At 59.8% G+C, this 13,699-nt stretch carries 11 protein-coding genes; 4 read left to right on the forward strand and 7 right to left on the reverse strand.

Features of this window, described 5'->3' with window-relative positions; all coding sequences use genetic code 11:
• Window positions 1-45: 45 nt before the first annotated feature.
• From recO to lptF, 7 genes are all read right to left on the reverse strand, one after another.
• Entirely contained in the window at window positions 46-735 is a 690-nt protein-coding gene (gene recO / locus JFT80_RS08210) for a DNA repair protein RecO (protein ID WP_201147543.1), read from the reverse strand.
• A gap of 172 nt (window positions 736-907) precedes the next feature.
• Window positions 908-1,810 carry a GTPase Era gene (gene era / locus JFT80_RS08215; RefSeq protein WP_016771562.1) on the reverse strand — a complete coding sequence of 301 codons (903 nt, stop codon included), beginning with the start codon at window positions 1,808-1,810 and terminating at the stop codon, window positions 908-910.
• Window positions 1,803-2,492: a ribonuclease III gene (rnc, locus tag JFT80_RS08220; RefSeq protein ID WP_016986099.1), complete on the reverse strand. Its 690-nt coding sequence runs from the start codon at window positions 2,490-2,492 to the stop codon at window positions 1,803-1,805. The genes era and rnc overlap by 8 nt, the downstream gene beginning before the upstream one ends.
• A gap of 184 nt (window positions 2,493-2,676) precedes the next feature.
• On the reverse strand, window positions 2,677-3,531 hold the full coding sequence (lepB, locus tag JFT80_RS08225) for a signal peptidase I (protein ID WP_201147544.1): 855 nt from the start codon (window positions 3,529-3,531) through the stop codon (window positions 2,677-2,679).
• 5 nt (window positions 3,532-3,536) lie between these two features.
• Window positions 3,537-5,336, reverse strand: a complete 1,800-nt coding sequence (lepA, locus tag JFT80_RS08230) for a translation elongation factor 4 (RefSeq protein ID WP_201147545.1) — start codon at window positions 5,334-5,336, stop codon at window positions 3,537-3,539.
• Between the two features lie 172 nt (window positions 5,337-5,508).
• The gene (gene lptG, locus JFT80_RS08235; protein ID WP_201147546.1) at window positions 5,509-6,570 is read right to left on the reverse strand and encodes an LPS export ABC transporter permease LptG; all 1,062 of its coding nucleotides are present in this window, start codon (window positions 6,568-6,570) and stop codon (window positions 5,509-5,511) included.
• Window positions 6,563-7,681, reverse strand: a complete 1,119-nt coding sequence (gene lptF / locus JFT80_RS08240; RefSeq protein WP_201147547.1) for an LPS export ABC transporter permease LptF — start codon at window positions 7,679-7,681, stop codon at window positions 6,563-6,565. The genes lptG and lptF overlap by 8 nt, the downstream gene beginning before the upstream one ends.
• Window positions 7,682-8,083: 402 nt before the next feature.
• On the opposite strand from lptF, the gene JFT80_RS08245 reads away from it, so the two are divergent.
• The 4 genes from JFT80_RS08245 (at window position 8,084) to JFT80_RS08260 (ending at window position 13,598) form a co-directional block, all read left to right on the forward strand.
• Window positions 8,084-9,574 carry a leucyl aminopeptidase gene (locus JFT80_RS08245; protein ID WP_201147548.1) on the forward strand — a complete coding sequence of 497 codons (1,491 nt, stop codon included), beginning with the start codon at window positions 8,084-8,086 and terminating at the stop codon, window positions 9,572-9,574.
• A gap of 149 nt (window positions 9,575-9,723) precedes the next feature.
• On the forward strand, window positions 9,724-10,152 hold the full coding sequence (locus JFT80_RS08250; RefSeq protein ID WP_201147549.1) for a DNA polymerase III subunit chi: 429 nt from the start codon (window positions 9,724-9,726) through the stop codon (window positions 10,150-10,152).
• 8 nt (window positions 10,153-10,160) lie between these two features.
• Window positions 10,161-10,526 (forward strand): DNA polymerase III subunit chi, encoded by a 366-nt coding sequence (locus JFT80_RS08255; protein ID WP_122838819.1) that lies wholly within the window; start codon window positions 10,161-10,163, stop codon window positions 10,524-10,526.
• Window positions 10,527-10,751: 225 nt separating this feature from the next.
• A complete protein-coding gene (locus JFT80_RS08260; RefSeq protein WP_201147550.1) occupies window positions 10,752-13,598 on the forward strand; it encodes a valine--tRNA ligase in 2,847 nt (948 codons plus the stop codon).
• The last annotated feature ends 101 nt before the right edge of the window (window positions 13,599-13,699 follow it).

A 13,699-nucleotide genomic window follows, 5' to 3' on the forward strand; every position in this document is an offset into this window, starting at 1 on the left:
GAAGCGCTCCTGAAGAAAAAGATTCGGCGCACAGCATACACGGGGCTAGGGCTTGCGAAACAGTTCGCGACTGACGAGGGGACGACCGCCGAGGTGCACGGCAAGTGCCTGGCGCATCAAGCGCTTGGCGGCAGACAGCGCGCCGGGGGCGGTCCAGTCGGCGTCGGCCATGGCCAGTAGTTCGACGCCGTTGAACAGACCGGGTTGCAGCAGAAAGACTCGCTCCAGACCGGCATCCACTTGCAGACGATAGAGACCGTCCTCGGCAATGGCTTCGCCGTGGATATCAGTGTTCAGGGAAAAGCCGTAACCGAGATCGTCCAGCAGCCGCCACTCGAAAGAACGCAGCAACGGCTCCAGCGGGCGGCCTTCAGCCAGGGCCAGCAAAGTGGCGGCGTAGTGATCGAATACACCCGGGTGCGGATCTTCGGCAGGTAGCAAACGGATCAGCAATTCATTCAGATACAGGCCACTGAACAGCGCTTCGCCGTTGAGCCAGGTGGAAACCCCCGAGGCTTCCATCCGCCCTACGTTCTTCAGCTCCCCTCGCCCGCGAAATTCGACTTCCAGGGGCACGAAGGGCCTGGCCAGCGTCCCGGCCTTGCCCCGCGCACTGCGCAACACCGCCCGCAGCCGACCCTGCGGCGTAAGGAAGTCGACCAACGCGCTGCTCTCGAGGTAGGCGCGGGAGTGAAGTACGAAGGCGGGCTGGGGGATGGGTGGGGTTTGCGACATGGAAGTCAGGGTTCTCGAAGAAAGTGCGCAGTTTTACACACAACCCAAAACCACTGTGGGAGCGAGCCTGCTCGCGAAAGCGGAGTGACAGTCAACATCAATGCTGAATGTTACATCCCTTCGCGAGCAGGCTCGCTCCCACAGTGGCTATCGGTGTTCTCTGGAACGGTGATTACAGGTCGCCGTAGCCCAGCGAACGCAGCGCGCGCTCGTCGTCGGACCAGCCGCCCTTCACCTTGACCCACAGGTTGAGCATGATCTTGGAGTCGAACAGCAACTCCATGTCCTTGCGCGCTTCGGTGCCAATGCGTTTGATGCGCTCGCCCTTGTCGCCAATGATGATCTTCTTCTGACCGTCACGTTCAACGAGGATCAAGGCGTGGATGTGCAGGGTTTTGCCCTGCTGCTTGAATTCTTCGATCTCGACGGTGATCTGGTACGGCAGCTCGGCGCCCATCTGGCGCATGATTTTCTCGCGGACCAGTTCGGCGGCGAGGAAACGGCTGCTGCGGTCGGTGATCTGGTCTTCCGGGAAGAAGTGGTCGTTCTCCGGCAGATGATCGGCAATGACCTTTTCCAGCGCTTCGAGGTTATGCCCGTGCTGCGCGGAAATCGGAATGATCTGCGCGTTCGGCAGCTGCTCCTGCAACCAGCTCAGGTGCGGCATCAGCTCGGCTTTGTCTTCGATGCGATCCGTCTTGTTCAGCGCGACGATCAGCGGGCCGGTCACGTACTGCACGCGCTCCAGCACCATCTGGTCTTCGTCGGTCCACTTGGTGCGGTCGACTACGAAGATCACCACGTCCACGTCTTTCAACGCCGCCGAAGCGGTCTTGTTCATGTAACGGTTCAGGGCCTTTTCGCCACCTTTGTGCATGCCAGGGGTGTCGACGTAGATCGCTTGCACGTCGCCTTCGGTCTTGATCCCGAGCATGTTGTGGCGAGTGGTCTGCGGCTTGCGCGAAGTGATCGCGAGCTTTTGGCCGAGGATGTGGTTCAACAACGTCGACTTGCCCACGTTGGGACGGCCGACGATGGCAACATAGCCACAGCGAGTTGCGTTTGTATCAGTCATTGCCATTCTCCACGCCCAGGGCAATCAGTGCTGCGGCGGCCGCTACCTGTTCGGCAATACGACGGCTCACACCCTGACCTCGGCTTTTTTCATTCAGTAAGACAACTTCGCACTCGACGAAGAAAGTTCGGCAGTGCGGCTCGCCCTGGATATCCACGACTTCGTAGCGTGGCAGATCGCAACCGCGCGATTGCAGATGTTCCTGCAGGCGGGTTTTCGGATCCTTGTTGGTATCGACCAGCGTCAGGCCTTCAAACTCACCGGCCAGCCAAGCGAGGACACGCTCGCGCGCCATATCCATGCCGGCGTCGAGGTAGATTGCACCGATCAATGCTTCGAGGGCGTCAGCCAGAATCGATTCGCGACGGAAGCCGCCGCTCTTCAACTCACCGGAACCCAGACGCAGGTAATCACCGAGATCAAAACCGCGAGCCAGTACGGCCAGCGTCTCACCTTTTACCAGCCGCGCGCGCAAACGCGACAGCTGGCCTTCGCGGGCCAGCGGGAAGCGATCGAACAGCGCCTCGCCAGCGACGAAGTTGAGGATGGCATCGCCAAGGAATTCCAGGCGTTCATTGTTGCGCCCGGCAAAACTGCGGTGCGTGAGGGCCAGCAGCATCAGCTCCTGATCCTTGAAGGTGTAACCGAGCTGGCGCTCGAGACGGCTAAGAGAAACGCTCACGGTGTACCCACGCTGAGTTCGTGGCTGGATTCCACCGCCATCGCCGGGGTGCGGCGCAGGCTTGGGACAATTAACGCTGTGTTCAAAAATTACGTCCTGAATATCATTGTTTTCATGCCTCGGGCGCCGATTGTAGCGGCTCCAGAAATGCATTCGGCGCTGTGTTCAACAGCGCCGTGTGTGATTACTTGATCAGGCCAACCCGCGAGAAGTTCGGCAGGTGACTGAGTTTGGGTTCAGGCCAGCTCATCCAGACCGCGAAGGCCTTGCCGACGATATTCTTGTCGGGGACCATGCCCAGCAGGTCCTTGGGAATGCTTGGATCATCCCAATAGCGACTGTCGTTGGAGTTGTCGCGGTTGTCGCCCATCATGAAGTAGTGCCCGGCGGGTACGGTCCACGAACGGTCCGGCGTTGCGCGATAGCGGCTCATTTCCTTGCGGATCAGGTGCTCGGCGACACCGAGTTTTTCCTTGTAGAGCTCGGCACTGCCCAGGGTGCCCGGCTCGGAGCCGACCAGTTGCTCGGCAATCGACTCGCCATTGACGAACAGACGCTTGTCAGCGGTGTAACGCACGGTGTCGCCCGGCAGGCCGACTACACGCTTGATGTAGTTGACGTTGGGGTCGCTCGGGTAGCGGAACACCATGACATCGCCACGCTGTGGGTCACCGACTTCGATGATTTTCTTGTCGATCACCGGCAGGCGGATCCCGTAAGAAAACTTGCTCACCAGAATGAAGTCGCCAACGTCCAGAGTCGGCTTCATCGAACCGGACGGAATCTGGAACGGCTCCACGAGGAACGAACGCAGCACCAGAACGATGAACAACACCGGGAAGAACGACTTGCCGTATTCGACCAGCAGCGGTTCCTTGTTCAGTTTTTCGACCACCACGACATCGGGTTGGCTGACACTGCCTTGATAAGAGGCAATGGCAGCACGCCGACGCGGCGCCAGGAACAACAGATCGAGCAACGCCAACAGGCCGCAGACGAACACGGCGATGACCAGCAACAGCGGGAAATTTAGTGACATAGGACCTAACTATCCAACCTGAGCACTGCAAGGAAGGCTTCTTGTGGAATTTCCACGTTGCCGACTTGCTTCATGCGTTTTTTACCGGCCTTTTGCTTCTCGAGCAGTTTCTTCTTACGGCTGACGTCACCACCGTAGCATTTGGCCAATACGTTCTTTCTGAGTGCCTTGACGGTTGTCCGTGCAACGATCTGACCACCAATGGCAGCCTGGATAGCCACGTCGAACATCTGACGAGGAATCAGTTCTTTCATCTTCTCGGTCAACTGGCGACCTTTGTAGTGCGAGTTGTCACGGTGCACGATCAATGCGAGAGCATCGACCTTGTCGCCGTTGATCAGCACGTCCAGTTTCACCAGATTAGCCGATTGGTAACGATCGAAGTGGTAGTCCAGCGAAGCATAGCCACGGCTGGTGGATTTGAGGCGGTCGAAGAAATCGAGGACCACTTCGTTCATCGGCAAGTCGTAAGTGACCTGCACCTGATTGCCGAGGAACAGCATGTCGACTTGAACGCCGCGCTTCTCGATGCACAGGGTGATGACGTTGCCCAGGTGCTCTTGAGGCACAAGGATATTGGCACGCACGATTGGCTCGCGCATGTCCTCGATCGACGACACATCTGGAAGCTTCGACGGGTTGTCGACGTAAATCGTTTCACCGGTTTTCAGCACCAGCTCGAAGATTACCGTCGGCGCCGTGGTAATCAGGTCCAGATCGTACTCGCGCTCGAGACGCTCCTGGATGATTTCCATGTGCAGCATGCCGAGGAAGCCGCAACGGAAGCCGAAGCCCAGTGCGTCGGAGCTTTCCGGGGTGTATTGCAGCGACGAGTCGTTGAGGGTCAGTTTCTGCAGCGCTTCGCGGAAATCCTCGAAGTCGTCGGAGCTGACCGGAAACAGACCGGCGTAAACCTGTGGCTGGATGCGTTTGAAGCCTGGCAGCACTTCAACGTCCGGGGTCGAGCTCAGGGTCAGGGTGTCACCGACCGGTGCACCGTGAATGTCCTTGATGCTGGCGATGATGAAGCCCACTTCGCCGGCCTTGAGGTCAGCGGTCGCGGTGTGCTTAGGATTGAATACGCCAACGCTGTCGACCAGGTGGATCTTGCCGGTGGACTTGACGAGGATCTTGTCGCCCTTCTTCACGCGGCCATGACGCACGCGCACCAGAGAGACAACGCCCAGGTAGTTGTCGAACCAGGAGTCGATGATCAACGCTTGCAGCGGATCTTCGATGTTGCCGGTCGGCGCAGGAATGGTGCGCACCAGACGCTCGAGCACTTCATCGACGCCCAGGCCGGTCTTGGCGCTGCACTCGACGGCATCAGTGGCATCGATGCCGATGATCTTCTCGATCTCGTCCTTGACGCGATCGGGATCGGCCTGCGGCAGGTCGATCTTGTTCAGTACCGGCATGACCTCGAGGCCTTGCTCGATGGCGGTGTAGCAGTTGGCCACGGACTGGGCTTCAACACCCTGACCGGCATCGACCACCAGCAAAGCACCTTCACACGCGGCCAGGGAACGGCTGACTTCGTAGGTGAAGTCGACGTGGCCCGGGGTGTCAATGAAGTTCAGCTGGTACTTGATGCCATCTTTGGCAGTGTAATAAAGGGTGACGCTGTGGGCCTTGATGGTGATCCCGCGTTCACGCTCCAGATCCATGGAATCCAGTACCTGGGCTTCCATTTCACGCTCGGCCAGGCCGCCGCACATCTGGATGAAGCGATCGGCCAGCGTCGACTTGCCATGGTCAATGTGGGCGATGATGGAGAAATTGCGGATATGACTCAAATCACTCACGGATCAACACTCAAAAAGGCTGCAGGCATAGCCCGCCGAAAAATAGCCGGGAATTGTACCTGATACACGGCGCAAGCGTCACGTTCGCCTGTCACCCGGATTGCATGCAAAAACGCCCCGATCTGTCGACCGAGGCGTTTTCAGGGTTAAACGAGGGATGAAAGCTTGTTCATCAACCGGCTCGTCTGAGCAGCCAGACACCCGCCAACGCACAGACCCCCGCCGGCACCAGCACTGCGAACAGGGGCGAGAAACCGAACACCAGGCTCGATGGACCGAGCAAATCCTGCACGATGCGGAAGGTGAAGCCCACCAGCACGCCGGTAAATACGCGCTGGCCCAAGGTCACCGAACGCAGCGGGCCGAAGATGAAAGAAATCGCCATCAACACCAATGCGGCAGTGACCAGCGGCTGCAACACCTTGACCCAAAATGCCAGCCAGTAGCGGCCGTTGCTCAGGCCCTGCTCCGACAGATAGTGGATGTAGCCCCACAAACCACTGATCGACAGCGACTCCGGCGCCATGACCACGGTGCTCAGCAGTTGCGGGCTCAAGGCCACGTCCCACTGCTCGCTCGGGGTATTGACGACTTCAGTGCTGCGCTCATGAAACAGCGTGGTGGCGATGTCGGTAAGCTGCCATTTGGTGCCGTCGAATTCAGCCTTTTTGGCGAAACTCGAACTCAACAGATGGCGCTCCTTGTCGAAGTGATAGCGGGTCACGCCATACAACAGACCGTTCGGCTGAACGGCGTTGATGTGGATGAACTCCTCACCCTGACGGTGCCACATACCGTGCTTGGCACTTTGTGCGTCGCCGCTGCCCTGGGCCAGCGAGCGATTGGCCTGAGCCATGCTTTCAGTGGCCGGCGCAACGTATTCGCCGATCAGCACGCCGGCCAGCATCAGCACCAGCATCGGCTTCATCACCGCCCAGACGATACGACCGATCGACACGCCAGCGGCGCGCATTACGGTCAGTTCACTGCTGCTGGCCAGGCTGCCGAGGCCGATCAGACAGCCGATCAACGCCGCCATCGGCAACATTTCGTAGAGTCGGCGCGGCGCGGTGAGCAATACAAAGCTCAGCACATCAACCAGCGTGTAGGTATCGCTGACGTCGCCCATCTCATCGATGAAGGCAAACAACGTCGCCAGACCGAGGATGATCGCCAGCACGGCGATGATCGCCATGAACACGCTGCTGCCGATGTAGCGGTCGAGTTTAACCACGGGCCACCTCCAGCGCGCTGCGGCGACTCGCCATCTTCAGGCGCAGGGGCTCCCAATAGAGCAAGCCCAACCCAATCGCCAGGAAGATCCCGTGCACCCACCACAAGCCGAGGGCCATCGGGATCTTGCCTTTTTCGAGCGCGCCGCGAGCGGCAATCAGGATGGTCAGGTAGGCCATATAAAGAAGAATCGCTGGCAGCAGCTTGAGGAACCGCCCCTGGCGCGGATTCACTCGCGACAGCGGTACCGCCATCAGGGTGACAATGAAGACCAGCAACGGCAGGGACATGCGCCATTGCAATTCGGTGCGCGAGCGAACGTCGTCGCTGCCTATCAGGCTACTGGTGGGCATGGCGTCGCGGTCTGTGACCTCTTCGCTGACGTCCGGCTTGGGCAACTGCACGCCATACTCGTCGTACTTGATGGCGCGATAGTCGGCCTGGCCCGGCTTGCCGTCGTAGCGATAGCCATTGTCGAGAATCAGGTAACGGTTGCCATCCGGGCGCACTTCCTGACGACCCTTCTCGGCCACCAGCACGGAAATTCCGCGATCCTTCTGATCGGCACCGAGGTTTTTCTGCGAGATGAATACGCTGCCAAGGTTGATGCGATCGTCGCTCAGGGTTTCGGTGTAGGTCACCCGAGTACCGTCGCGCAGCGCCTGAAAACGACCCGGTTCGAGGGTGTCGAATTCGGTCAGCGCGTCCTGTTTGTTCAGCAGCAGCTGGAACTGGTTGGCACCTTGCGGGGCCAGGCCGAGGCTCAGCCATGCCACCACCAACGCCACCAGCGTCGCTGGAAACAGGGTCATGCGAAACAGTTTCTGCTGGCTCATGCCGGTGGCCGAGAGCACGGTCATTTCGCTTTCGAGGTACAGGCGACCGTAAGCCAGCAGGATCCCGAGGAACAGGCCCAGCGGCAGAATCAGTTGCAGGAAACCCGGCAGGCGATAGCCCATGATCAGGAACAGCGAGCCTGGATCCAGCAAGCCCGCAGCGGCCTGGGCGAGGTATTTGATAAAGCGTCCGCTCATGATGATGACCAGCAGCACGGCGCTAACGGCGCTCAAGGTCAACAGGACTTCGCGGGATAGGTAACGAAAGACGATCAAACCAGACACTCCAGGGTTGTCAGGCTAAGGCGGCCAAACAAGCAAACACATCGACCGGCCCGCAACGCAGAGCCGTCGAAAAAAGATGCGGCATTATCCTGTGATTGAGGGCGCCTGTCACTGCGCGCGTTCGCCATGCGGGGGCTCACTCGCGATGCTCGTCAACGATTACGCGGGACGTCTGACACTCAACGGTGCTCTCAGGTTCATCAGCGCAACGCCGCCCGGATCCAATTCGCTCCTGCAATCGCGGCCGGAACCGTGACGAACCTGCGACCCAGGGTTGTCAGGCGCCGCCGACGAGGTTCAAACTGCGGCCTTTGCCGCAAGCCTGCCTTGCGTACTCTATTTATAGGCAAGTTCAGACACTTGCGTGTTGACCATTCATTCAGGGATCCGGACATGGAACTGGTTGTAAAAAGCGTTAGCCCAGAAACGTTGAAAACCGCCACCCTGGTGGTTGCCGTCGGCGAAGGCCGCAAGCTCGGCGTCGCTGCCAAACAGCTCGACGAACTGAGCGGTGGCGCGATCAGCGCCGTACTCAAGCGTGGCGATCTGGCCGGCAAGGTCGGCCAAAGCCTGCTGCTGCACAGCCTGCCGAACCTCAAAGCCGAGCGCGTGCTGCTGGTCGGCGTAGGCAAAGATGAAGAACTGGGCGACCGTCCGTTCCGCAAAATCGTTGCCGGCATTCTTAATACCCTGAAAGGCTTGAACGGCAGCGACGCTGTGCTGGCGCTGGATGAAATTATTGTCAAAAACCGCGACAGCTACGGCAAAACCCGTCTGCTGGCGGAAACCATGGTGGATGGCGAATACACCTTCGACCAGTTCAAGAGCCAGAAAGCCGAACCGCGCGCGCTGAAGAAAATCACCCTGCTGACCATAAAGGCCGCGCAAGCCGAAGTGCAACGCGCCGTGGCCCACGCCACTGCAATCGCCAATGGCATGGCTTTCACTCGCAACCTGGGCAACCTGCCGCCGAACATCTGCCACCCGACTTTCCTGGGCGAGCAGGCCAAGAGCCTGGGCAAGGAATTCAAGAGCCTGAAAGTCGAAGTCCTTGACGAGAAGAAGATCAAGGACCTGGGCATGGGCTCGTTCTACGCCGTGGGCCAGGGCAGCGCCCAGCCTCCGCGCCTGATCGTCATGCAATACAACGGCGGCAAGAAATCCGAGAAGCCGTTCGCCCTGGTCGGTAAAGGCATCACCTTCGACACCGGCGGCATCAGCCTGAAACCAGGCGCCGGTATGGACGAGATGAAGTACGACATGGGCGGCGCTGCCTCCGTGTTCGGTACTCTGCGTGCGGTGCTTGAGCTGAAACTGCCGATCAACCTGGTATGCATCCTCGCCTGCGCGGAAAACATGCCGAGCGGCAACGCGACTCGCCCGGGCGACATCGTCACCACCATGAGCGGCCAGACCGTGGAAATCCTCAACACCGACGCCGAAGGCCGCCTGGTGCTGTGCGACGCCCTGACCTACTCTGAACGTTTCAAGCCCCAGGCCGTGATCGACATCGCGACCCTGACCGGTGCCTGTGTCGTCGCCCTGGGCGCGCACACCTCCGGCCTGCTGGGCAACAACGACGAACTGATCGGCCAGCTGCTCAGCGCCGGTCAGTCCGCAGACGACCGTGCCTGGCAGCTGCCACTGTTCGATGAGTACCAGGAGCAACTGGACAGCCCGTTCGCCGACATCGCCAACATCGGTGGGCCGAAAGCCGGCACCATCACCGCCGCGTGCTTCCTGTCGCGCTTTACCAAGAACCTCAACTGGGCGCACCTGGACATCGCCGGCACCGCCTGGACCAGCGGCGGCAAGGACAAGGGCGCCACTGGCCGTCCGGTGCCCCTGCTGACCCAGTACCTGCTGGACCGCGCCAAGTCCTAAATATCGCTCACTGACGACTGTAGGAGCGAGCTTGCTCGCGAAAAACTCAAGATCACCGCGATTAACCTGGTTTTCCGCGTAATCGTTGACGACCTTCGCGAGCAAGCTCGCTCCTACAGATTCCGCGGAAGTTGATTCCAGGAACCGCAATGACCAAAGTCGACTTCTATATCCTGCCCAGCGCCGATCCTTCGGCACGCCTGGACTTCGCCTGCAAGCTCACCGAAAAAGCCTGGCGCATGGGCCACCGCATCTACCTGCATTGCAGCGATGCGGCCCAGCGTGACGATCTTGATGCGCGTCTATGGGCATTCAAGGGCGAAAGCTTCGTGCCCCACGGCCTCGCCGACCGTGAACCGGATGGCTTGATTGTTCTGGGGTTGAGCGATGACTGCGGTCAGCATCAGGATTTACTGGTCAACCTCGACCTTAAAGTGCCGGCCTTCGCCAACAAATTCGCCCGCATAGCGGAAGTAGTGGTCGAAGATCCGACGATTCGGGCAGCCGCGCGGGAGAGTTTCCGTTTCTACCGCGAACAGGGCTATCCTCTGCAAGATCACCGTTTACAGCGACTCTGAGCACTCCAATGGACACGCCAAAACAGCAACAGTCCGCGCATCTGCTGGACGACCTCGAGTCGATCCGCCAACTGCTCGGCGATGACAACCTGCAACCACCGTTGCTGACCGACACGGTCGAGGACGATGATCAGGAACAGATCCCCATGCTGTTCGAGGCTGCCGGTAACCCGCCAGCCGCCAGCGAACCGCCCCCTGCCCCAGTCGCCGAAGATAAAGGCCCGGACGCCTTGCTGCATCTGGACGGCGAACTGCGCGCCGCTGCGATGCTGATCATGCAAGACGTGATCGACGACTTTGCGCCGCACATCGAAACCGAAATCAAACGCCGACTGGCGGCGCGGATGGAGCGGTTGCTCAGCCAGTACGAGTAGCCCACGCCATTCCAATGTAGGAGCTGCCGCAGGCTGCGATCTTTTGACTTGATCTTCAACGATTCCGGAAAAGATCAAGATCAAAGATCGCAGCCTGCGGCAGCTCCTACCGTGTTCGCACCGCTCCTGAATACACGCCCTGTCCGCCCCTGCTCGCCCTTCGCCCCATGCCCCGCTATACTCGTCGGCTTTTCCTGAATTAATGCCAATAGGGTCCCGCCGCGCATGGATAAGACCTACCAGCCGCACGCCATTGAAACTTCCTGGTACAACACCTGGGAGTCCGAGAACTATTTCGCACCGCAAGGCGCGGGCGATTCCTACACCATCATGATCCCGCCGCCGAACGTCACCGGCAGCCTGCACATGGGGCACGGTTTCAACAACGCGATCATGGACGCCCTGATCCGTTTCCGCCGCATGCAGGGTCGCAACACCCTGTGGCAGCCGGGCACCGACCACGCCGGTATCGCCACGCAGATGCTGGTCGAGCGTCAACTCGAAGCCCAAGGCCAGAATCGCCATGATCTGGGCCGCGAAAAATTCCTCGAGAAAATCTGGGAATGGAAGGATCAGTCCGGCGGCAACATCAGCCGTCAGATCCGCCGCCTCGGCTCGTCCGTAGACTGGAGCCGCGAGCGCTTCACCATGGATGACGGTCTGTCGGAAGCGGTAAAAGAAGCGTTCGTGCGCCTGCACGAAGACGGCCTGATCTACCGCGGCAAGCGCCTGGTCAACTGGGACACCAAGCTGCACACGGCGATTTCCGACCTCGAAGTGGAAAACCACGACGAGAAAGGTTTCCTGTGGAACCTCAAGTACCCGTTGGCCGACGGCGCGAAAACGGCTGAAGGCAACGACTTCCTGATCGTCGCGACCACTCGCCCGGAAACCATGCTCGGCGACGCCGCCGTGGCCGTTAACCCGAACGATGAACGCTACAAAGCCCTGATCGGCAAATTTGTCGAGCTGCCGCTGGTCGGCCGCCGCATTCCGATCATCGCCGACGATTACTGCGATCCTGAGTTCGGCACCGGTTGCGTGAAAATCACCCCGGCACACGATTTCAACGACTACGAAGTCGGCAAGCGCCACAATCTGCCGCTGCTGAACATCTTCGACAAGAACGCCGCCGTCTTGCCGGCCTGCCAGGTGTTCAACCTCGACGGCACACTGAACGAAAGCATCGACGGCAAGATCCCGGCTGAATACGCAGGCCTGGACCGCTTCGAGGCGCGCAAGCAAATCGTTGCCGCCTTCGACGCCGCCGGCCTGCTGGTCAGCGTCGACGATCACGCCCTGAAAGTGCCGAAAGGCGATCGCTCGGGCACCATCATCGAGCCGTGGCTGACCGACCAGTGGTACGTGTCGACCAAGCCTTTGGCCGAGCCTGCAATTGCTGCCGTTGAAGACGGCCGCATCCAGTTCGTGCCGAAACAATACGAAAACATGTACTTCTCCTGGATGCGTGACATCCAGGACTGGTGCATCAGCCGTCAACTGTGGTGGGGTCACCGGATCCCGGCCTGGTACGACGAGTCGGGCAAAGTCTACGTCGGCCGCGACGAAGCCGAAGTGCGCACCAAGCACAACCTCGGCCCGGACATTGCGCTGCAACAGGACAACGACGTTCTCGACACTTGGTTCAGTTCGGGTCTGTGGACCTTCTCTACCCTCGGCTGGCCGGAAAAAACCGAATTCCTGAAGAAATTCCACTCCACCGACGTGCTGGTGACGGGTTTCGACATCATCTTCTTCTGGGTTGCCCGGATGATCATGCTGACGATGCACCTGATCAAGAACGAGGACGGCACGCCGCAGGTTCCGTTCAAGACCGTGTATGTGCACGGTCTGGTGCGTGATGGCCAAGGCCAGAAGATGTCCAAGTCCAAGGGCAACGTCCTTGACCCGCTGGACATCATCGACGGTATCGAGCTGGAAGAACTGGTGCAGAAACGCACCTCCGGCATGATGCAGCCGAAACTGGCGAAGAAGATCGAAAAGCAGACCCGCGACGAGTTCGCCGACGGCATCGCGAGCTACGGCACCGACGCCCTGCGCTTCACTTTCTGCTCGCTGGCCTCGACCGGTCGCGACATCAAGTTCGACATGGGTCGCGTCGAAGGCTATCGCAACTTCTGCAACAAGATCTGGAACGCCGCGCGTTATGTTCTGGACAAGGGCGAAGACTGCGGCCAGAACGGCGAAGCCTACGAGCTGTCGCTGGCAGACCGCTGGATCATCTCGCAACTGCAACGCACCGAAGCAGAAGTGACCCGTCAACTCGATCAGTTCCGTTTCGACCTCGCCGCACAAGCGCTGTACGAGTTCATCTGGAACCAGTACTGCGACTGGTACCTGGAACTGTCCAAGCCAGTGCTGTGGGACGAGAACGCGCCGGTTGAGCGTCAGCGCGGCACCCGCCGCACGCTGGTTCGCGTGCTGGAAGTGGCGCTGCGTCTGGCGCACCCGTTCATGCCGTTCATCACTGAAGAAATCTGGCAGCGCATCGCGCCGCTGGCTGGCATTCAGGGCAAGACGATCATGCTGCAACCGTGGCCAGTGGCCAATGAACAGCGCATCGATCCGGCCGCCGAAAACGACATCGAATGGCTCAAGGAACTGATGCTCGGCACGCGCAACATCCGTGGCGAAATGAACATCGGCCCGGGCAAACCACTGCCGATCTACCTGAAGAACGTCAGCGCGGAAGACCAGCGTCGTTTGACCGAGAACGAGGCGCTGCTGAAGAAGCTGGCGCGTCTGGAATCGATCACCGTTCTGGCGGCAGGCGAAGAAGCACCGCTGTCCGCTACTGCGCTGGTTGGCGAGATGGAAGTGCTGGTGCCAATGGCCGGTCTGATCGACAAGGGCGCGGAACTGGCGCGTCTGGACAAGGAAATCCTGCGCTTGCAGGGTGAAGTCCAGCGCGTGGGCGGCAAGCTGTCCAACGCCGGTTTCGTCGACAAGGCCCCGGCCGAAGTCATCGAGAAGGAGCGCGCCAAACTGGCCGAGGCAGAACAAGCCTTGGGCAAGCTGGCCGAGCAACACGCGCGGATTGCCAGCTTGTAACGGCAAATCGCAATGAAAAGGGAGGCCCGAAATGGCCTCCCTTTTTGTGCCTGCCCATTCCCACAAACACCAAACCCCCTGGATATGCGTCATCGGGTAGC

This window comes from Pseudomonas sp. TH10, from assembly GCF_016651255.1.
Taxonomy (GTDB): Bacteria; Pseudomonadota; Gammaproteobacteria; order Pseudomonadales; family Pseudomonadaceae; genus Aquipseudomonas.